The organism is Paenibacillus sp. FSL R7-0345 (assembly GCF_038595055.1).
Classification (GTDB): Bacteria; Bacillota; Bacilli; order Paenibacillales; family Paenibacillaceae; genus Paenibacillus_AQ.
The window spans coordinates 6,425,889-6,446,723 of record NZ_CP152002.1 but is presented as its reverse complement, the minus strand read 5'-3'; the positions used below and the strand labels follow the sequence as shown (position 1 = coordinate 6,446,723).

Annotated in this window: 15 protein-coding genes and 1 riboswitch; of the genes, 7 read left to right on the top strand and 8 right to left on the bottom strand. The window is 55.4% G+C overall.

Annotated features, from left to right (window positions below):
• Nucleotides 1-9: 9 nt before the first annotated feature.
• From NST84_RS27985 to NST84_RS27975, 3 genes are all read left to right on the top strand, one after another.
• Nucleotides 10-1,317 (top strand): peptidoglycan DD-metalloendopeptidase family protein, encoded by a 1,308-nt coding sequence (locus NST84_RS27985; RefSeq protein WP_342563279.1) that lies wholly within the window; start codon nt 10-12, stop codon nt 1,315-1,317.
• Nucleotides 1,318-1,453: 136 nt separating this feature from the next.
• On the top strand, nt 1,454-2,923 hold the full coding sequence (locus NST84_RS27980) for a S41 family peptidase (protein ID WP_342563278.1): 1,470 nt from the start codon (nt 1,454-1,456) through the stop codon (nt 2,921-2,923).
• Nucleotides 2,924-3,024: 101 nt separating this feature from the next.
• Nucleotides 3,025-4,380 (top strand): PDZ domain-containing protein, encoded by a 1,356-nt coding sequence (locus NST84_RS27975; protein ID WP_342566539.1) that lies wholly within the window; start codon nt 3,025-3,027, stop codon nt 4,378-4,380.
• A gap of 481 nt (nt 4,381-4,861) precedes the next feature.
• On the opposite strand, the gene NST84_RS27970 is transcribed toward NST84_RS27975, so the two are convergent.
• Nucleotides 4,862-5,521: a response regulator transcription factor gene (locus tag NST84_RS27970; RefSeq protein ID WP_342563277.1), complete on the bottom strand. Its 660-nt coding sequence runs from the start codon at nt 5,519-5,521 to the stop codon at nt 4,862-4,864.
• 38 nt (nt 5,522-5,559) lie between these two features.
• Nucleotides 5,560-6,726: a histidine kinase gene (locus tag NST84_RS27965; RefSeq protein WP_342566538.1), complete on the bottom strand. Its 1,167-nt coding sequence runs from the start codon at nt 6,724-6,726 to the stop codon at nt 5,560-5,562.
• Between the two features lie 174 nt (nt 6,727-6,900).
• On the opposite strand from NST84_RS27965, the gene NST84_RS27960 reads away from it, so the two are divergent.
• The 4 genes from NST84_RS27960 to NST84_RS27945 all read left to right on the top strand — a co-directional run bounded on the left by NST84_RS27960 (nt 6,901) and on the right by NST84_RS27945 (nt 13,490).
• Nucleotides 6,901-7,836, top strand: coding sequence for an ABC transporter ATP-binding protein (locus NST84_RS27960; RefSeq protein WP_342563276.1), 936 nt, complete (start codon nt 6,901-6,903; stop codon nt 7,834-7,836).
• Between the two features lie 19 nt (nt 7,837-7,855).
• Complete coding sequence (locus NST84_RS27955) at nt 7,856-9,025, top strand: ABC transporter permease (RefSeq protein WP_342563275.1); 1,170 nt, start codon at nt 7,856-7,858, stop codon at nt 9,023-9,025.
• Nucleotides 9,018-10,175, top strand: a complete 1,158-nt coding sequence (locus NST84_RS27950) for an ABC transporter permease (protein WP_342563274.1) — start codon at nt 9,018-9,020, stop codon at nt 10,173-10,175. The genes NST84_RS27955 and NST84_RS27950 overlap by 8 nt, the downstream gene beginning before the upstream one ends.
• A gap of 306 nt (nt 10,176-10,481) precedes the next feature.
• Nucleotides 10,482-13,490 carry an efflux RND transporter permease subunit gene (locus NST84_RS27945; protein WP_342563273.1) on the top strand — a complete coding sequence of 1,003 codons (3,009 nt, stop codon included), beginning with the start codon at nt 10,482-10,484 and terminating at the stop codon, nt 13,488-13,490.
• A gap of 136 nt (nt 13,491-13,626) precedes the next feature.
• Here NST84_RS27945 and NST84_RS27940 read toward each other — a convergent pair whose 3' ends face one another.
• The 6 genes from NST84_RS27940 to gcvT all read right to left on the bottom strand — a co-directional run bounded on the left by NST84_RS27940 (nt 13,627) and on the right by gcvT (nt 20,442).
• Nucleotides 13,627-14,409 (bottom strand): ABC-2 family transporter protein, encoded by a 783-nt coding sequence (locus NST84_RS27940; RefSeq protein WP_342563272.1) that lies wholly within the window; start codon nt 14,407-14,409, stop codon nt 13,627-13,629.
• 35 nt (nt 14,410-14,444) lie between these two features.
• Nucleotides 14,445-15,251, bottom strand: a complete 807-nt coding sequence (locus NST84_RS27935; RefSeq protein ID WP_342563271.1) for an ABC-2 family transporter protein — start codon at nt 15,249-15,251, stop codon at nt 14,445-14,447.
• A 21-nt stretch (nt 15,252-15,272) separates the two neighbouring features.
• A complete protein-coding gene (locus NST84_RS27930; protein WP_342563270.1) occupies nt 15,273-16,289 on the bottom strand; it encodes an ATP-binding cassette domain-containing protein in 1,017 nt (338 codons plus the stop codon).
• A gap of 222 nt (nt 16,290-16,511) precedes the next feature.
• Nucleotides 16,512-17,972: an aminomethyl-transferring glycine dehydrogenase subunit GcvPB gene (gcvPB, locus tag NST84_RS27925; protein WP_342563269.1), complete on the bottom strand. Its 1,461-nt coding sequence runs from the start codon at nt 17,970-17,972 to the stop codon at nt 16,512-16,514.
• Nucleotides 17,969-19,321 carry an aminomethyl-transferring glycine dehydrogenase subunit GcvPA gene (gcvPA, locus tag NST84_RS27920; protein WP_342563268.1) on the bottom strand — a complete coding sequence of 451 codons (1,353 nt, stop codon included), beginning with the start codon at nt 19,319-19,321 and terminating at the stop codon, nt 17,969-17,971. Before gcvPA ends, gcvPB begins: the two co-directional genes overlap by 4 nt.
• Nucleotides 19,321-20,442, bottom strand: coding sequence for a glycine cleavage system aminomethyltransferase GcvT (gene gcvT, locus NST84_RS27915; protein ID WP_342563267.1), 1,122 nt, complete (start codon nt 20,440-20,442; stop codon nt 19,321-19,323). The genes gcvPA and gcvT overlap by 1 nt, the downstream gene beginning before the upstream one ends.
• 222 nt (nt 20,443-20,664) lie before the next feature.
• Nucleotides 20,665-20,760: riboswitch (glycine riboswitch) on the bottom strand.
• Between the last annotated feature and the right edge of the window lie 75 nt (nt 20,761-20,835).

Here is a 20,835-nt window from a genome sequence, read left to right as displayed (position 1 = left end):
GAGTGCAAGTTGAAGAAGATTGCTGCCGGATTAGCCGTAGCCCTGCTGGCTGTCACTTTTTTAGGATCCTCTGACGGATATGCCAAAAAGACAACTGTCGCTGAAATAGATCAGCAGCTGAAGAAGCTGCAGCAAGAGGTGCAGGCCGCTAAGGCCGCACAGGAGAAGGCGGCTTCCCGTAATCAGGAGGCACAGCACTATAAGAACAAAACGACGCAGAATCTCGACTATGTCTTGGGTCAGATTGCGCAGGTGAAGGGTGAAATGACGGCCATTTCCGGCAAAATCGCCAGCACCGAGGAGTCGCTGAATGTAACGGCAACCGAGCTGAGTGATGCTGAGGAACGGATTGCTTCGCGTGAAAAGCTGCTGGAATCCCGTGTCCGCCTGATGTATACAGATGGGGCAGTTTCCTATCTTGACGTGCTGCTGTCTTCGACCAGCTTTTCGGATTTTCTGGACCGGGCCGATTCGCTTAAAATGATCGTAGACCAGGACCAGGATCTGCTGGAGCAGCACAAGCTGGATAAAGAGACCGTGGTGGCTAAGAAGATCGAGCTGGAAGGGCAGTATGCCAATGCCAAGCAGCTGTATACCGATCTGGAGGATCAGCGCAGCATTCTTAAAGAGAAGGAAGCGGAGAAGCAGGAGCTTATTGCTTATTATGATGAAGAAATTCTTGTTTCCGGTGAAATTTCCGAGGAGCAGGAAGCCAAGCTGGTGCAATTGGCCAGTGACCGTTCCGCACTCGAAACACAGAAGAACAAGCTGAAAGCGGAGGAAGCGGCACGCAGAGCGGCGGCAGCGAAAGCGGCAGCAGCCAAAGCGGAAGCGGCGCGCAAAGCAGCAGCAGCTAAAGCGAAGGCCAAGGCTTCCAGCGGTGTAAGCAGTGTAAGCTCCTCCTCGGAGTATTCCGGCGGCGACGGGCCGTTCCTGCTGCCTGTAGGTTCGGCGCGGATCTCTTCGGGTTACGGAAAGCGGACGCATCCGGTAACGGGTGAGGTCGGCAAAATGCATACCGGCGTAGACTTTGCAGTTCCGCAGGGAACGAGCATTCATGCTGCGGACTCGGGTACTGTCCTGGTGGCCGAATGGTGGAGCGGCTACGGCTACTGCGTCATTATTGACCACGGCGGCGGTGTATGGACGCTTTACGGCCACATCCGTGAGGGCGGCCTCAAGGTTTCTCCTGGAGACAAGGTTTCCAGAGGTGAAGTAATTGCCGAATCCGGCTCCACTGGACGCTCCACCGGACCGCATCTGCACTTTGAAGTTCGGGTAGACGGCAAGACTGTTGATCCGATGCCTTATCTGTAGATTAACCCTGAAAAATCATAAGTTTGATCTGCGAAATAAATATTAATCCGCACTGCGGCATATACTGGAAGAGATACCGTCCTTGCCGGACGGGTGCGGGCTTGAGAGAATGGACAGAAGGGACGGTGGGAACATCATGTTAAAGAAAAGCACGGCGGTCTTTATGATCGTCGCTGCGCTGCTCTGCGGCAGTCTTCTAACCCTGGGCGTGACAGGTTATATGCAGGTTGTCGGACAAGCTGCGGGAGAAGGGGTTACAGCTGTTTTGCAGACAGGTGGCGGCCTGCAGGATAAGGAATCCCAGAAGCTGGGCACCGCGCTGAACCTGATTGAAGATAACTACTACGATACGGTGGACCGGAACAAGCTGATCGACGGTGCTGTCAACGGTATGATGGAAGCACTGGGCGACCCTTATTCCAATTATATGGGCAAGGAAACAGCAGAGAAGTTTGAAGAGAGCATTGAAGGCTCCTTCTCCGGCATTGGCGCAGAGGTATCCTCGGATAACGGCAAGGTTGTCGTTGTGTCCCCGATTAAGGGAGCTCCGGCCGAAAAGGCCGGGATTCAGGCCAAGGACGTCATTCTGTCCGTAAACGGCGAAACGCTGGAAGGGCTGGAACTGAATGACGCTGTTGCCAAGATCCGCGGGCCCAAAGGCAGTAAGGCAACGCTTAAGGTACAGCGTACTGGTTCGGCGGAGCCGCTGGAATTTGTTATTACCCGCGATGATGTGAAGCTGGAGACCGTCTATGCCACTATGGAGAAGGACGGAGTCGGCGTCATTGAAGTGACCCAGTTCTCGATGAATACCGCTGAGCGGTTTAAGGAAGAGCTGAACAATCTGGAGAAGCAGGGCATGAAGGGGCTTGTCATTGATGTGCGCAATGATCCGGGCGGTGTGCTGCAGCGGGTTATCGAGATGGCAGAGCAGTTTGTGCCTGCGGGCAAGACTATTGTCCAGGTGGAAAGTAAGGATAAAACTCGTGAAGTCAGTACCTCTAAAGGCTCGAGCAAGGACTATCCGGTTGTAGTGCTGATGAACAAGGGAAGCGCCAGCGCTTCGGAGATTCTGGCAGGAGCGCTGCAGCAATCTGCGGGAGCCAAGCTGATTGGTGAACATTCCTTCGGCAAGGGGACGGTGCAGACCAGCTTCGAAAGAGAGCTGGGCGACGGCAGCCTGCTGAAGATTACGATTGCCAAGTGGCTGACCCCGGACGGCACCTGGATTCACGGCAAAGGCATTGAGCCGGATATCGCAGTAGCCCAGCCGGATTATTTCTCGGTGGCACCGATTAACAAGAGTGTAACGCTGCAATACAATATGAACAGCTCTGATGTGAAAAGCGCGCAGACGATGCTGGATGGCCTTGGCTATAAGCCGGGCCGGAAGGACGGATATTTTGACGCTGCGACGAAAGAGGCAGTGAAGAAATTCCAGAGTACATCCAAGCTGCAGGCAACCGGCGCCATCGACGCCAAAACTGCCGAAGCTTTGGAGCTGGCTCTGATCAAGGTCATTCAGGACCCGGCCAATGACAACCAGCGCAACCGGGGAATCGAAGAGGTGCGGAAGGAAATCCAGAAAGCCGCGTCGAACAAGTAAGAAGGCTGAATTCAGCCTTCTTTTTTTTATAAGCTGCATACCTATTATTTTAAGAAAATACATAAAGCGAGTATAAGGAGTGTGACGACAGTTTGAATGATATGCTAGAACTGCTTACAAGCTTGGGCACAGCGGTCATACATCTGCTGATTCAACCGTATTATTACATCGCCCTTCTGTTTATTGTCCTTTATTACCGCAGGCAGGTGGCGCAGGAGCGCAAGCTGATTCATGTAAAGCAGCATAGCTGGGGGCTGGAAACGTGGCGGACGGTGTGGAGCGGACTGGTGATGGGGCTGCTCGTTTCCGTGGCGGCTGTTGCCCTGGGAATTTCGCTGCCTCCTGATGCTGTAATCTGTATCTGGATTGTCAGCCTGGTTCTGCTGCTCTTCCGCGTGCGCTTTCTGTGCTTTGCCTACTCTATTGGTTTGCTAGGTATTATACAGTTCATTTTCTCCTTCTTCCCGGACGCATTGCAGGACGGAACGGTAGGGCGGCTGGTTACCGCGCTGCGGGAGATGGACATCCCGGCGCTGCTCGTACTGGCCGGGATGCTCCATCTGGCCGAAGCACTGCTTGCGCGCTGGCAGGGCGCGCGCCTGGCGGCGCCGCTCTTCCTGGAAGGCAAGCGCGGCAAGGTCATCGGCGGCTACCAGCTGGAGGCCTTCTGGCCGCTGCCGCTGTTCCTGCTGGTTCCCTCCGGAGCGGGAACCGGTGATCTGCCCTGGCAGCCGCTGCTGGGCGGCGGGCTTGGGCTGGTGTCGCTGCCGGTCATCATCGGCTTCAGCGAGATGACCCTGAGCCTGCTGCCGGCGCGCAAGGCCGCCCGCACCTCAGGCCGGCTGCTGGCGTACAGCGTTATCCTCCTGGGCGTCAGCCTGCTGGCGTCGGCCTGGAGCCCGCTGACGCTGGTTGCGGCGCTGCTCGCGCTTCTCCTGCACGAAGGCCTGAACTGGTACAGCGCTCTGGAGGAGCGCAGTACCAGCCCCAGCTTCGTGCATCCGCCGGTCGGCCGCAAGGTGCTGGCCGTCCTGCCGGACAGCCCGGCTGAGGAAATGGGCATCCTGCCGGGCGAAGTGCTGCTTAAGGTCAACGGGGTTCTGTTGACGGAGGCCGCACAGCTGCATGACGCACTGCGCATGAACCCGGCATACTGCAAGCTGGAGGTGCAGAACCGTGACGGGGAGAGCAAATATATGCAGCGCCCGATCTATGACGGCGACCATCACCAGCTTGGCATGATCCTCGTGCCGGAACCGGATGAAGCAGTCACAGCGGCAGCGAAGCCGACCAGCATCTTTGGCATCATCGGCATGAAGACGGGCACCCGTACCCGCCGCAGGGGAATCACGCCGGCCGGTCTGAAACGGACCGGAGCCGAAGTGAACCAGCCGGCCAGCAGTAGTGTGAAGCCGCAGCCGGCCGAACCCGTTAAGACAGAGACACTGGATGCCTGATCAGGCGGCATTCCAGATCGGCTGTATTCAGTCAGCCACCATTCGTATAGAACAAAAGGCCAGCCTCCCGCTGTAACCGCGGGGAGCTGGCCTTATTTATTATAGTGTACTCGCACGTAGATAGCGGGAGACTGGTGAGTTAACGGACCTGAGTGACGTTATTTTGCCCTGTGGAGCAACTTTACCATTTTAACGGACTGTACTGCTCTTATTTCTTAATAAACAGCCATTTACACCAAGAATTCAGGTAAATAAAGGCGATGGTGTCCGTTAGCATGACAGATGTTGGATAAAGGTGGAAATAAGGGCATCTGGGTCCGTTAGCGCCGGGGGAGGCGGGGCTCCGTGTGTTTGGTCATAAGTTACAGCCGCACCTTCCTTTTACTCCCTGCTCCGATGAGTACAGCTATAGCATTGGTAATGGCGGTGACTGTCAGGCCTTCATATGGTGGGGATTGTATCAGCAATCGTTATTACACTGCTACCCCCGCGAGCTCTTCAAATAAAAAATCGCAATCTGCGTGCGGTCACGCAGGCCAAGCTTGCTGAGGATGTCGGTGATGTAGTTTTTGACGGTGCCCTCGCTCAGGAACAGCTTGGCAGCGATCTCTTTATTGGTGAGCCCTTCGGCAATGGAGGCGACGATGCCGTGCTCGGCCTTAGTCAGACCGCAGGAATCCAAAGGGGGAATCTCCCCGGCATCCGGCCTGGCTGGAGCAGGCTGGAGAAATCCCGCCATTTTGCGGGCAATGTCGGGGTGGATCAGCATATTGCCCTGATGTACGGTTTTGATCCCCTGAATAATCCGGTCAGGCGGAATATTCTTCAGCAGATACCCGCTGGCTCCGCCCCGCAGTGCTTCAATTATATATTCGTCATCGTCAAAGGTGGTCAGCATCAGGACAGATACCTGCGGAAAAGCCGCCTTAATCCGGCGGGTCCCCTCGACTCCGTCGCAGCCGGGCATCCGGATATCCATCAGGACAACGTCAGCGGCATCGGGCAGCTCCTGCAGCAGCGTCAGCGCCTCACGGCCGTCACCGGCACAGCCGGCTACCTCAATCTCCGCATCCAGGCCGACCAGCACCTTCAGGCTCTCACGGATAAAAGGATCATCGTCAACAATTACAACTTTAATCATATAGAGAGCTCCTCTCTTATTGAACTAAGTTAATGTACTCACTTAAAATCACCCTGCCTGTAAACAGGCAGCTTGGTTACCACCGTAAAGGGCGCTGCCGCACGCATCTCCAGTGTTCCGCCAACAAGGCTGGTGCGCTCGCTCATTCCTTTCAGCCCCATGCCGCCGCCCGTCTGCAGCCTGCGCAGCTGATCGTCTTCGGGCAGCAGGCCGTTGTTGCCGACCTCCATAATAACCTCACGCTCACTGTAGTTTACAGAGATCCAGACAGAGGTCGCTTTTCCGTGCCGCAGGGCATTGGTTAATGCCTCCCGGGCATTTTTGTAGAGCACCACCTGTATGCTCGGATAGAGCGGATAAGCATATCCCTCTACCTGATAAGAGGTCTCTATACCGGTATCACGCCCGGTCTCCTCCAGCAGCCGGTCCAGGGCGTAGGCTCCCTCGAGCTGTGGAGCGTAGTTAACCTGCCGCAGGGCAGTCCGCATATTGTCCATACTGGCGGCCAGCTGGTCGCGGATCTGGCCCATCATGTCCAGGCCTGCTTCAGGCGAGACCGGCAGGGTATGGATAGCGGCTTCAACCATCATTTTGACACGGATCAGGCGGTGGCCGATATCATCATGCAGCTGCCGTGAGATCCGCACACGTTCCTCTGCCTGTGCCGCGTTCTCCACCTGGGAGGCGAACTGCAGCAGCCGGTTGCGGGCTTCATCCAGCTCAAAATGCTTTTTACGCAGCTCGTCATACAGGAACAGGGTATCTTCCCGGCCGCGCCCGGTCCGCCATAGCAGCTCGTTCAGCCCGGCGGCCAGCAGGAAGGTGAGATTCATGTAGATCCGCTCCTGAAGGGCTGACCCGCTGAAGGCAACATTTAAAGCGCCCAGGTGCAGTCCGGCCAGCAGGATAGACATTGAGCCGGGCAGCAGCCGGGAATAGCAGAGCAGCGCAGAGATCGCCGGAAAAATCATCATCAGCCCGTACTCCCGGCACATCCAGGCACTGTATAGCAGTTCAAGAATAGCAGCCAGCACAGGCCAAGATCTGGGCAGCCGGCTGCCTGCGGTCGCCAGCAGCAGCTGCAGCAGAAAGTAGAAGGTGAACAAGCCGTAGTCCGGATAATCATAAACATATACGGAGAGTATGGCCGGAATAATGAGCAGTCCGTAGCGGATGATCTGCAGTTCTCTGGTCAAGGGATTCATCCTTTTTATCATAATATAAGGCCGTCAGTGTCTATATTCATCTTAGCATACCCGGCTCCCGGTTCAGGAGATGACTTAAGTCACCACCAGCTCATGACTTAACGTACCTCCGGCGGATCGCCCCATGCGCTACAATGAAACCATAGAAGCAAGAAGAACAGGAGAGATGAGCGGATGACTCTTGCAGTGCTGAGTGATGTTGTTAAACGGTATGACCAGAAGCTTACGGTCGATCATGTGAATTTCAGTATTGAAGAAGGCGAAATCTTCGGGCTGCTGGGACCAAACGGAGCGGGGAAAAGCACGACCATCAGCATGATCTGCGGCCTGCTTAAATATGATTCCGGTGAGATCCGGATCGACGGGATATCCGTGAAGGAGCAGCCGATTGAGGTTAAAAAGCGGATTGGCCTCGTTCCCCAGGATCTGGCGCTTTATGCCAACATGACCGCGGCGGAGAATGTACGGTTCTTCGGCAAGCTGTACGGGCTGCGGGGCAGCCTGCTGAAGGAACGGACAGAGGAGGCGCTTGCTTTTACCGGACTCAGCGACCGGTCTAAAGAGAAGCCGTCTACGTTCTCGGGAGGAATGAAGCGGCGTCTGAATATCGCTTGTGCGATCATGCACCGCCCGAAGCTGATTATTATGGATGAGCCGACCGTCGGCATTGACCCGCAGTCGCGCAATCATATTCTGGAGTCGGTCAAGGCGCTGAACAGGCTCGGTTCGACGATTATTTACACCAGCCACTATATGGAGGAGGTTGCAGCGATCTGCGACCGGGTAGCCATTATGGATAAAGGGCATATCATTGCCTGCGGTACCGAGAAGGAGCTGCGCGACCGGGTCGCCCATGAAGAAAAAATCGTCATAAAAGCAACCCATATTACACCAGGCCTGATCAGCGAGCTGGGCAGACATCCGCGGATTAACCGGGTGGAGGTTGTAGAGGATACTGTTGAGCTGTATCTGCCGTCCTCACAGAGTGAGCTGCAGGATATTTTATTTATATTTTCCAGGCATGAAGGAAGCATTGTTTCCCTGCATATCGAAGAGCCGGATCTGGAGACGCTGTTTCTTAGCCTGACCGGACGGACCCTGCGGGACTGAGGAAGGAGCGGAGCGCTGAATGAATATCTGGACCATAATGACCTATGAGCTGCGCCGGCAGCTGCGTTCGCGCACCTGGCTGCTCAATATGATCCTGCTGCCGGTGGTGCTGATTTTCCTGCTGGGGGCTTCACTCTCAGGGGTTGTCGGGGTAGAGGGCGCCGAGACGGTGAATCCGGTGAAAGTTGCTATTGTCGATACGGCAGCTGCGGCCCCGGCCCAATCAGCGATGCTGAATGCTTTTGTGAAATCGGATGAGGTTAAGGATTATATCAACCCTGTGGAGGTAACAAGCCGTGAGGAAGCGGAAAGCGGGCTGCGCACGGGAAAATACGGCTATGCGGTCATTGTGCCGCAGGGATTCGACAGTGAGATCCAGAGCGGCGGCCAGGCGGAGCTGGAGTTCATCCTCGGTAAAAACCACAGTGACAATACCACCGCAGGCACAGTGTTTGACAACTTCCTAAGCGAAATTAATTATAAGCAGGCGACAGCAATGACGCTGGGACCTGAGGCCCTGGCGGCAGTCCAGCCGGTGACGGGAGACCAGTCTGCAGTACAGCTGGGGAATCTAAATAATGGAGGGAAAAGCTATACGGCCTCCCAGTTCTATGCGGCGTCCATGCTGCTGATGTTTCTTTTGTACAGCGGGCTTACGGTTACGGGCTCTCTTTTTAGCGAAAAGGATAATCATACGTTATTCCGGATCAACTCGATGCCGGTTAAGGGCTCGCAGCTGTTCATCGGCAAAATGCTGGGTGTCGGCGTCATTACGGTGCTGCAGTGTGCGGCGATTATTATTTGTACCAATGTGCTGTTCGGGGTTTATTGGGGCAACCGCCCGTGGCTGCTGATGCTGTTCTGCCTGCTGATGATCATTGCTTCGATGATGTTCTCGATTCTGGTCTGCATGTTCAGCAAAACAAATGCGACCGCTACGAATATCGTTAACGTTGTAACGGTAGGAATGACCTTCCTCAGCGGAGGGATGGCTCCCCTGCCGGATTCCTGGGTGAACAGTGTCGGGGCGTTTACAATCAACCACTGGGAGCTGCAGGCGATTATCCGCATGATGCTGCACTCCGGCTTTGAGCAGATTCTGCCGAACCTGCTGGTGATGTCAGCAATGTGCCTTGTGCTGATCGGCGGAGTGGTCATCACATACCGGAAGGTGGGTTATCATGAGTAATATCTGGACAATCGGCTGGCATATGGTAAAGCGGACGATTGGCTCGCGTAAAGGACTGATGCTGTATATTTTGCTGCCGAGTATCGTAGTAGCAGGGATTATTTCCATTACCGGTGGCCTTGAAAATAGCTCAACGGCCACCTTGCTGTATACCAATCTGGACAACGGTGCGGGAAGCAGACATCTGCTGGCTGAGCTGGAGAGTTCCGGGGATTACAAGCTGGCCGAGAGCGGTAGTGAACAGGATATGAAGGAAAGCGTAATCGGCCAGGACGGGATTGCCGGTCTGCTGATTCCGCAGGACTACACGGCACAGCTGCTGGACGGCAAAGAGCCGCAGTTAACGGTATATGAGCTGAAGATTACGGAGGATTCGGTACTGGTCAAAATGAAAGCCGCCGCCATCGCGAGGCAGATGCTGGTGACCGCAGCCACGGTGAAGGGAGCGGGCTCTGCTGATCCGGCAGGACAGTTTGCTGCCATTCTGCAGCAGGCCGAGCAGCATAATGCCGGAAGCGTGCGGACGGATTATGACCTGTATCCCAGACAAACGCTGGGGGTTATCACCGGAATGACCCTGATGTTCCTGATGAGTCTGGTAACAAGCACGGTCAATCAGATCATGGATGACCGCAAAGGCCGGACGATGATGCGGATGTACAGCGCGCCGGTCCGCGCTTATGAGATTACGCTGGGCAACTTCTGTGGCAGCTTTCTGGTCGGCATCATCCAGATCGCCGTTGTGCTTGTCCTCGGCAAATGGGTGTTGCGCTATGATTATGAAGTCCCGATGTATTTGTACTTCCTGGTACTGGCCGCCTTTATGCTTGTTTCAATGGGCATCGCCGGCACGGTAGCCGGACTGATCCGCAATCCGCGCAATGCCGGAATGCTGAACGCGCTCATTCTTACACCGACCTGCATGCTGGGCGGCTGCTTCTGGCCGCTGTCCATTATGCCGGAATACATGCAGAAGGCAGCCAACTTCACACCGCAGAAATGGGCTATTCAGGCGGTGGATATTGCGGCTACGGGCGGCGGCTGGAACGAGCTGTGGCTGCCCTTTGCGGTCCTTGGCCTGATGGCGGTCATCCTGCTCGCGCTCGGTTCGGCAACTCTGCGTCCGAATGAAGCGGGCGTCAGCGCCTGAGGGCGGTGTAGGGCTGTCCGCTAACAGGGAACAGCGCTTTCCCGAATCAGAGACCGATTACTGTAAGCCCTTCTGTGTATGCAGAGGGGCCTTTTGCGCCGTATTCCCTTAGATGGTCTGCTCCCTCTGCCTTCCTCTGTCCAGGGAGTGAGACACGCTCCGTCTTGAGACCGGGCCGGAAACCAGCCGCCGGGCGGTTTTGGCATTCTGTTAAAGACACTACACTAAAGCAAGAAAGCAGCTCATACATAAGGAACGCAGACATAAGGCTTCTCAAATCAGGAGAGTGGAAGGGGTACAGGAACAATGAATTGGTTTACAAAATGGTCCTTCGGCAATAAAGGGGCAGTAGGTCTTCTCGTCGTAATGGCGCTTGTAGTGGGGATGCTGAGTTATACCACACTGCCAATGGAATTCATGCCGGAGGCTGACAATCCGCAGGTGACCGTTACGGTACTGGGTCCGGGCCAGGACGCACATTCGATGGAAAGTAAGGTTACGAAGCCGATCGAGGCGGCAACTGCAGCGTTAAAAGGTAAAACCGGGCAGATGTCCACCTCGGGGGACGGGTATGCGAAGGTGGATCTTTTTTTTGACGGAAAAAGCGATATGAAGGAGGCCTCACAGGAAGTTGAAAAGGCGGTCGGTGCGCTGCAATTCCCGGAAGGAGTAATGGACCCTTTCATTGTGCAGCTGAACACCTCCATGATTCCGGTCGCTCAGACAACGTTATCTTTCGAGGACGGGTTGACCAAGGAGAATGTGGAGGTTGCCGAGAATACGATTATTCCTCAGCTGCAAAAGATAGACGGCGTAGCCAGTGTAGCGCTCTACGGCAAAACCAGCCCGCAGGTGAATGTGAAGCTGGACCCGCAGGCGATGGCGGCAAAGGGTGTCACCACAGCACAGGTACTGGGATTGCTCCAAGGCCGCAGCGTATCAGCTTCTATCGGGGAGCAGACAATCGGCGGGCAGACGGGGAATGTAAATATTACGTCTTCCATTGACAGCCTGGACACGTTAAAGAGTCTCCCGTTAGCCGCCGGCGTAACGCTGCAGGATATTGCTGCGGTTACGGTCAAAGCGGATCAGGAGAGCGTCAGCCGCTCCAACGGCAAGGATGTGCTGTTCGCGATTATTACCAAGGAAGCCGGTGCGAATGCGGTTGATGTCGGTGAGAAGGTGCGGGACGCCGCGGATGATATTAATAAAAGTGTGCCGGGTGCCGAGCTTTCCGTTATCTTCAGCACCTCTGACATGGTCGTCACCTCGGTCAACAGCATGATGCGTGAGGTGCTGCTTGGTGCTTTGTTCGCTACAGTTGTCATTCTGCTGTTCCTGCGCAACATCCGGGCTACGCTGATAACGGCAGTATCCATCCCGCTGTCTCTGGCCGTGACGCTGTATCTGCTCAAGGTTTCCGGCATCACGCTGAATATCGTCACACTAGGCGGTGTTGCCGTTGCGGTAGGCCGGCTGGTCGATGACAGCATCGTTGTAATTGAGAATATATACCGCCGGCTGCAAAAGGAGCCGCTGTCCCGTGATATGGTAATCAGCGCAACCGGCGAGGTCGCCAGAGCCATCACCACCTCGACGATTGCCACCGTTGCGGTGTTCCTGCCGATGGGTCTGCTGCGCGGCAGCCTGCAGGATTTCCTGCTGCCGTTTGCGCTGACGGTAACCTATTCGCTGCTGACCTCGCTGGTTGTAGCGCTAACGGTAGTGCCGCTGCTGAGCGCATGGCTGTTACGCGGAACATCCATGAAGGAGCATGAGCCTGCCAAATGGTTTATCCGCTTTCTCGACTGGAATCTGCACCGCAAGTGGATTACGCTGACGGCTGGTCTGGTGCTGCTTGCCGGCTCCATCGCCGCTTACGTTGCCATGCCAAAGGGGGCGCTTGATGCTGCGGACGCCAGTATGGTCAGCGTCCAGCTCGTATATCCGAATGATGTGCCGGTAGCCGAGGTGCTGGAGAAGGGCAAACAGCTGGAGCAGGAGATGATCAGCCGGCCGGAGGCAGAGACGGTTATTATGCAATCCGGCAACAGTGCCGATATGGCCAGATGGGGTACAGTGAGCTCACTCACTCAGGTAGACTACACGGTGCTGATGAAGGAGGATGCCGACGCCCAGCAGTTCCTCGATCATGTCCGCGGTCTGCAGAACAGCTATGAAGGAGCCACACTGACGGCAAATGAAGCCAGTATGATGGGATCTGGTTCTACAAGTGAGTATGTGGATATTTCCGGTGATAACCTTGCGGCAATCCGGACGGTCGCGGAAGAAGCGATTGTTAAGATTGAGGCTGTGGATGGTGTACAAAAAGTCAGCAGCAATATGGAGGATACGAAGCCGGTATTTGCCTTCAACGTTGATCCCGCAGCAGCAAATGCCCAGGAAATCTCCATGCAGCTTGCAGCCATGCTTAATCCGGTTCCGCTAGGGCAGATGGAGCTGGAGGGCTCACCGGCGGCGGTTATGCTGGAGCCGGTGCTGCAGCCGCAGTCGCAGGAGGACCTCAAGCAGATTACGGTAATGACCTCCGGAGGGCCGCAGCTGCTCTCGGCTGTAGCTTCGCTTGAGGTAACGGAGCAGCCTGCGATGCTCTACCATAAGGACGGCAAGCCTTATGTGCGGATTACCGCAGAGGTGGATGCGAAGAAGGTGTCGGCAATCGGGGCAGAGATCAAAAAGCAGACAGACGGTCTTGTCCTGCCTGAAGGCGTAACCCTGTTTGCCGGGGGAGCCTCCGCTGACCAGGCCGGCGATTTCGGCGATCTTGGAATGACAGCCCTGATCTCGATCGGTCTGGTGTACCTGATCATGGTGCTGACCTTCAAGACACTGCGTGCGCCGCTTGCAATCATGTTCTCGCTGCCGCTGGCGGCAATCGGAGCCATTGTGGCCTTAATCATCTCGGGCATAACGCCTGACTTTACCGCATTGTTCGGTGCCCTGATGCTGATCGGTATTGTAGTCACTAATGCGGTTGTTCTGATAGACCGGATTAAGCAGAATGAAGAGCATATGACCATCCGTGCGGCCATTCTTGAAGCGGCGGGAACACGGATGCGCCCGATTCTGATGACCGCAATTGCCACCGTCTGCGCCATGCTGCCGCTGCTGTTCGGACATTCCGAGCAGGGCAGCATCGTCTCCCAGAGCCTGGCGATTGTCGTAATCGGCGGCCTGACGGCAGCAACCGTTCTGACGCTGCTGGTTGTACCGGCGGTATATGAGCTGCTGTATTTCCGCAGATCGGCCAAGGAGCGGAAGGAAGCGGGGAAGAAGGCCGAAGCGGCATTGTAAGGATGGGTTGATTGTGAAGCGGAATATGATACAGTCAAACATTTCAGGATAAAGGCCAGGGGCAGTGCGGAAATTCCGCACTGCCCCTGTAGTTTGAGATGCGCCGCATCAGTAAGGTCAGCAAGCGCCCGCGCGGCTAATTGCCCGTGCTCTCATAACGTGACAGTCCGAAACGGAAGATGCCGTACGCGGCTGCCATACTCCCTATTGCGGCAACAGGGGCGAGCATCCACCAGCCGGACCAGCCGCTTTTGCCGAAAATATAAGTAGCCGGGTAGAAGCTGATAAAAGCATACGGCAGCACGGTGGAGACAAATACACGGATCGCCTGCGGAAAAAGCGACAGCGGGTACTTGGCCAGATCGGCCAGGTTATGGACCATCAGCGGAAAGGCGTTGCCGGCATTCTTGATCCAGAAGGCGGCTGAATTGGCTGCCAGATTGATTGATACGCGGATAATCACCGCCGTTATCAGGAGCAGGAGGATAATGGCGATTTTACCTGGAGTCCAGTTCACATTGCCATGGACCAGCGACTGCCAGATGATGACTCCGCCGATCAGCAGGTTGCCGAGACCATTAATCCCGATCCCTGTACAGAAGACCTGCAGCACAACAGGTACCGGACGCAGCAGGTAGCGGTCCATTTCGCCCAGATTAACCAGCCGGCTCATCCGCCAGGTGCCTTCAAAGAACAGCGATCCGACGCCCTCCGTCACAAAAATCATCGCATACATAAACGTCACTTCCCAGAACTGCCAGCCGTTGATGTCGGGTATCCGGTCATAAATGACCCAGAGGAACACAAAGCCGAGCACCTGCGTTAACGCGGCAGAACACATTAATATATAGAAATCCTTATTATATTCGAGTATAGCTTTGAGCTGCTGTACGTACAGCCTTCTATACAGATAAAACATCCGTGACACCCGCACCGGTTCTCACTCCTTTCAGCTTAACCTCCATGAATCGTTACCTGGCGGACCGCCCAGTTCCACATCGCTTTGCCGGCGAACCACAGGGCGATTCCCCAGAATGCCTGCAAGGCAATCAGCTTCAGACTCTCGGCAGTACCGGCCTGCTGCAAAAAGATCATCGTCGGCGTGTGGATGATGCTTTGAAACGGCAGCCACAAGGCCAGCCGCTCCAGCCAGTCCGGGAAAAAAGCCAAGGGCACCAGCGCACCGGACAGCAGGTTAGTAACAGCAATCCGCGTCCAGACGATACCCATTGAGCCGGTCGACCAGAAGCAGAGCAACGCCGCGAGATACACCACACCGAATTTGACCAAAACGGCGCAGAGCAGGCTTACGGCAAACAGCACATAGACAAGCGGCGAATGCGGCAGGGTAATTCCGGACACAAAGGAAGCAAAAAGCGTCAGCAGAACCGCGCTCATTCCACCCTCCAGCAGACTGGCCCCCAGTGTCTCGGAGAAGCGGGCACTCTGGAAATCAAGCGGCTTCAGCAGATCCATCGCTACACTGCCGTCCAGGATTTTGCCGGAGATAGAGGTTTCGGAATACCAGGAGAGTACGGAGTTGGCTAAAAAGGTGACCAGCAGGTAGGTCTTCATCTGATCCCAGGTATACCCGCCGACCTCGCTGCGGCCGCTGTAAATGCCCTGCCACAAAAAGTAGATCGCCAGCAGGTTCACGGTATTAGCCAAAAAGCCGATCACGTAGGAGGTACGGTAGGCCAGCACATTTTGCAGGGAGCGGTTTGCAATGCTTCTGTATTTTTTTAGTGAAATGGCAGACATGGCTGTGAAGGTCCTCCTTTCTTATTGGGCCTGCTGATTGAGGTCGAGATTACCGTCATATACAGCCTTGATCACCTGCTCAATGTTGGCATCCTCCATCCGGAAGTCAATCACCTCGCCATGGCGCATCACCCGGCTGACCACATCGCTGGCGGTATATTCATACCGGTCAAAAGCAACAGAGAATTCCTGATCATTCTGCAGCGTAAGCCTGATTCCGGGAGTCCGCTCCAGCTCTGCGAACAGCTCCGGCATGGGTGAACCGACCTGAAAGAAGATGACCCGGCTCCTCGCAAACCGTGATTTCACTTCGCTCAGGCTGCCGTCATAAATAATCATGCCGTGGTCGATGATAATCAGCCGTTTACACAGGTCCTCAATGTCGCCAAGATCATGGGTGGTCAGCATGACGGTGGTCTGCTGCTCCTGATTAATCTTTTTGATAAATTCGCGGATTTTCTGCTTTACGGATACATCAAGCCCGATCGTCGGCTCATCGAGATAGACAATGGGCGGATTATGTAAAAGGGCTGCAGCCAGATCGGCGCGCATGCGCTGCCCCAGTGAGAGCTTCCGGGCGGATAAATGAATGAATTCATTCATGCCCAGGAGTTCAATAAACTGCTCCAGATTATTCCGGTATACCGGATCAGGGATCTGGTAAATATCCTTCAGCAGCGAAAAGGATTCGACAATCGGGATGTCCCACCACAGCTGGGTCCGCTGGCCGAAGACGGCTCCGATCCCGGCGGCGTTCTCCATTCTTTTTTTGTACGGATTGATACCGTTTACAGAAATGCTGCCCCCGGACGGCTTCAGGATGCCGCTTAGCATCTTTATCGTCGTGGACTTCCCGGCACCGTTCGGTCCCACGTAGGCGACAGTTTCACCGGTTTCGATGCTGAGATCCAGCGGATGAACAGCCACTTTTGTAATGTTCCTGGGGACAATCAGATGCTTGAGCGCACCTTTCAATCCCGGCTCTTTCACAGCCTGCACAAAGGACTTGGTCAGTCCCCGGGCTTCTATAATACTCAAGGCTACTCCTCCTTTATTCCAAATAGTGCTGCAAAAACGACATTCTATTAAATATAGCACTTGTTTACTGTCGAAAACTGGCGGAATAGATCGGCAACTGAAATATATATTGGGTAAGCAGATTGGTTGGATTGTATTGTTCACGGAAGCGGCAGAAAAAGCCGGCCCGGGATACTTGGTATCCGGACCGGCTATTAATTGTATTACAGGTATTTAGACAGGTTAACCGCAAGAGCAGTTCAATACCGGCTTGCGTGCAGCCTGGGTTTCATCCAGACGGCTGATTTCGGTCGTGTGCGGAGCGTTGATGACGATCTCCGGCGTCTCCTGGGCTTCCTTGACGATCTGGATCATCGTTTCAATAAAGCCGTCGAGTGTTTCCTTGCTTTCGGTCTCGGTCGGCTCAATCATCATGCACTCTTCGACGGTGAGCGGGAAGTAGACAGTTGGCGGGTGATAGCCGAAGTCGAGCAGCCGTTTGGCTACATCCAGCGTACGCACCCCGTATTGCTTGAGATTGCGTCCTGACATGACGAACTCATGCTTGCAGACGCCCGGATACGGGATTTCAAAATACGGTGCCAGCCGGTGCATCATATAGTTGGCATTCAGCACAGCGTTCTCGGATACCTCGCGCAGGCCATCCGGTCCATATGTGCGAATGTAAGCATAGGCACGGACAAGAATGCCGAAGTTGCCGTAAAAAGCTTTAACCCGGCCGATGGATTCCGGCCCGCCGTAGTTCAGCGAGTAGCTGCTGTCTTCGTTCTGGACGACAGTTGGCTGCGGCAGGAATGGGATCAGGATCGACTTCACGCCGACAGGTCCGGCTCCCGGGCCGCCGCCGCCGTGCGGGGTGCTCATGGTTTTGTGCAGATTCAAGTGCACAACGTCAAAGCCCATGTCGCCCGGACGGGTAATGCCCATGATGGCATTGGAGTTTGCGCCATCGTAATACAGCAGGCCGCCTGCTTCGTGAACGATCTCGGCAATCTCGACAATCTGCGTTTCGAACAGGCCGAGCGTGCTCGGGTTAGTCAGCATCAGCGCAGCCGTGTCACTGCCGACTGCAGCCTTCAGGGCTTCCAGGTCAACCATGCCTTTGGCGTTGGACGGGATCGTTACGGTTTCAAGACCCGCAGCTGCAGCGCTGGCCGGGTTGGTGCCGTGCGAGGAGTCCGGCACGATGACCTTCGTGCGCTTCTCGCCGCGGCTTTCGTGGTAGGCGCGGATCATCATCAGGCCGGTCCATTCCCCGTGGGCGCCGGCAGCAGGCTGGAGAGAGACGGCATCCATGCCGGTCAGGGCGGCCAGATCTTTTTGCAGAGTATACATTAATTCAAGGGCACCCTGAATGCTCTCTTCCGGCTGGTACGGATGAATCTTAGCCAGACCCGGGAAGCGGGCAACATCCTCATTGATCTTCGGATTGTATTTCATCGTACAGGAGCCGAGCGGATAGAAGCCGTTGTCGACGCCGAAGTTGCGGCGGGAAAGGGCAGTGTAATGGCGGATGACATCCACTTCGGATACTTCCGGCAGAACGACAGGTTCGCTGCGCAGCAGACCGGCGGGAATCAGCGAATCAATACCTTCATCTTCGGGAACATCGCATACCGGCAGGGAATAGGCTGAGCGGCCGGGACGGCTAAGCTCAAAAATCAGACTTTGTTCCGGTTTCATAAACAGCCCTCCAGTACACTTGCGAATTGATCAATCTCCGACTTGCTTCTTTTCTCTGTAACGGCAACCAGCATATGTCCGGCCAGCTCGGGATAATCACGGCCGAGGTCGTAACCGCCGAGGTAGCCCTCCTTAACAAGCATCGAATTGATTTCACTGACACTGCTTCCCTCAGGAAGCTTCAGCACGAATTCATTAAAGAACGGAGCGGTGAATGCCGGAGCAGCGCCTGTAAGCTTTCCAAGTTTGCCGGCAGCATAATGGCTCTTGCGGATATTCAGCTCGCCGACCTCACGCATGCCCTCTTTTCCCATAACGGACAGGTAGACGGAAGCGCAGAGCGCCAGCAGCGCCTGATTGGAGCAGATGTTGGAGGTCGCCTTTTCACGGCGGATATGCTGCTCGCGGGCCTGCAGTGTGAGCACGAATCCGCGTTTGCCGTTACGGTCAACGGTCTGGCCGACGATCCGGCCCGGCATCCGGCGCATCAGCGGCTCGGCTACAGCAAAGAATCCGCAGGTAGGTCCGCCAAGCGAAGCAGGAATGCCCAGCGGCTGCGCGTCACCGACTACAATGTCGGCTCCGAGCTTGCCCGGCGTTTCCAGAACGCCCAGTGCCAGCGGGTTGGCGCTGACAACGAGCAATCCTTTGACCGCATGGATCAGCGGTTCGATTGCACCGAGATCCTCGATCGCTCCGAAGAAGTTCGGTGACTGCACCAGTACAGCTGCAGTATCCGCGTCGATTGCTTCGGCCAGCTTGGCTTGATCGGTTACGCCGTCTTTATAATCAATTTCCACAACTTCAAGTCCCCAGGCACCGGCCGATGTAGCCAATACTTGGCGGGCTTCGGGATGGACGGTGCGGGAAACGATCAGCTTTTTGCGTTTGGTAGCACCTGCTGCCAGAACTGCTGCTTCTGCGAAGGCAGTAGCGCCGTCGTACATGCTGGCGTTGGCCACCTTCATGCCGGTAAGCTCGCAGATATAGGATTGAAACTCGAAAATCGCCTGCAGCTCGCCCTGGCTGATCTCCGGCTGATACGGGGTATAAGCAGTATAGAACTCCGAACGGGAAATCACATGGTTGATAACAACCGGGATATGATGGTCATAAATTCCGGCTCCAAGGAAGCTGGTGTGAGTATCAAAACTGGCATTCTTGTCAGCCAGCTCTTTCATATGGCGGAGCAGTGCGTATTCATCCAGCGCTTCCGACATCGGCATAGTACCCTGGTAGCGGACAGACTGCGGAATATCAGCGAACAATTCATCTACGGACTGAATACCGACCGCTTCCAGCATCTCCTGGCGGTCCTGTTCGGTCATGGGCAGATAGCGGTGCTTCATTACGGCTTCACTCCTTGGCTCTTTTTATAAAATGGCGCTTTAACCACAGCTGCTTTCAGCTGTTTGCCGCGGATCTCCACATTAACCTCTGTGCCGATTCCGCTGTAGGCCGCATCAATCAGTGCAAGCCCCAGGTTACGCTTTAGCGTCGGGGACTGGGTCCCGGTTGTTACTTCACCGATCTTTACGCCGTCCGCGTATACGGGATAATGGGAACGCGGAATCCCGCGGTCAATCATCTCAAGCCCGACTAAGCGGCGGGGCAGTCCTGCTTCCTTCTGCTGCACCAGCGCATCCTTGCCGATGAAGTCGGTTTTGTCCAGCTTGACGAAGAACTGCACGCCCGCTTCCAGCGGGGTGATGTCTGCCGACAGCTCCTGTCCGTAAAGCGGCAGCTTGGCCTCGAAGCGGAGCGTGTCGCGTGCGCCGAGGCCGGCTGGCGTCAGGCCATGCGGGGCGCCGGCTGCGAGCAGGCCGTTCCACAAAGCAGCGGCCGTATCCACCGGGGCGTACAGCTCGAAGCCGTCTTCGCCGGTGTAGCCGGTACGGGAGAGCAGTACCTCTACGCCGCAGACCTCGGCTTTTTCGATGAAGTGGAAAGGCTTAAGCCCAGCAACATTTGCCGAGGTAACTTCACGGAGAATCGTTTCTGCCAGCGGCCCTTGCAGTGCCAGCAGCAGCGTATCATCAGAGACATTCTTCAGGCTCACTCCGCTGAATTCAGCAATTAAATGTTCCTGCAGCCACTGGAAATCCTTATCGATGTTGGAGGCATTGACAACAAGCATGTAGCGCTCCTCACCAAGGCGGTAGACAAGCAGGTCATCTACGACCCCGCCGTTTGGATACAGCATAAGGGTGTACTGTGCCGCACCGTCAGCCAGCCGGCTGACATCGTTCGTCGTCATCTTTTGCAGAAAGGCTTCTGAGCCGCTCCCGCTGACCATGAATTCCCCCATATGCGATACATCGAACAATCCGGCCTGCTGGCGGACCGCTTCATGCTCCTTGACGATCCCTGTAAACTGCACCGGCAGCTCCCAGCCGCCGAAATCGATGCATCTGGCCTCCGCATAAGCGGAATAAAGGCTGTAAAAAGGCGTTCTCTTCAAAGCATCCATGTGCTCACTCCCCTGATCTGATTACACACAAGCCAAAGCGGCTGTTCCGATAGACAACAAAAAAAGGACAGAGCGGTCACTAAAATACGCACTTAACGTGCATAATAGCGTTCCGCTCTGTCCTTTGTACCTGAGAGTTACCCCGCCCGGAGCTATTTCGGCAGGTTTCCCCGTTGGTGATCAGTGCGCTGCGGATGCAGGGACTGATGCTCTCCAGAGATGCGTCCGGCACAGGTCCTTTTGCCTGAGAGATTCACCCGCGCGGGGCTTACTCCTTCGGCGCTGTCTTCGGGAGGCAGTCTCTCCCTATGCCATCATTCGCAAACCATATGAACTTCTAATGTCTCCATTAAACCGGGTATTGAGCCGCCCGTCAACATAAAAAACGTCAAA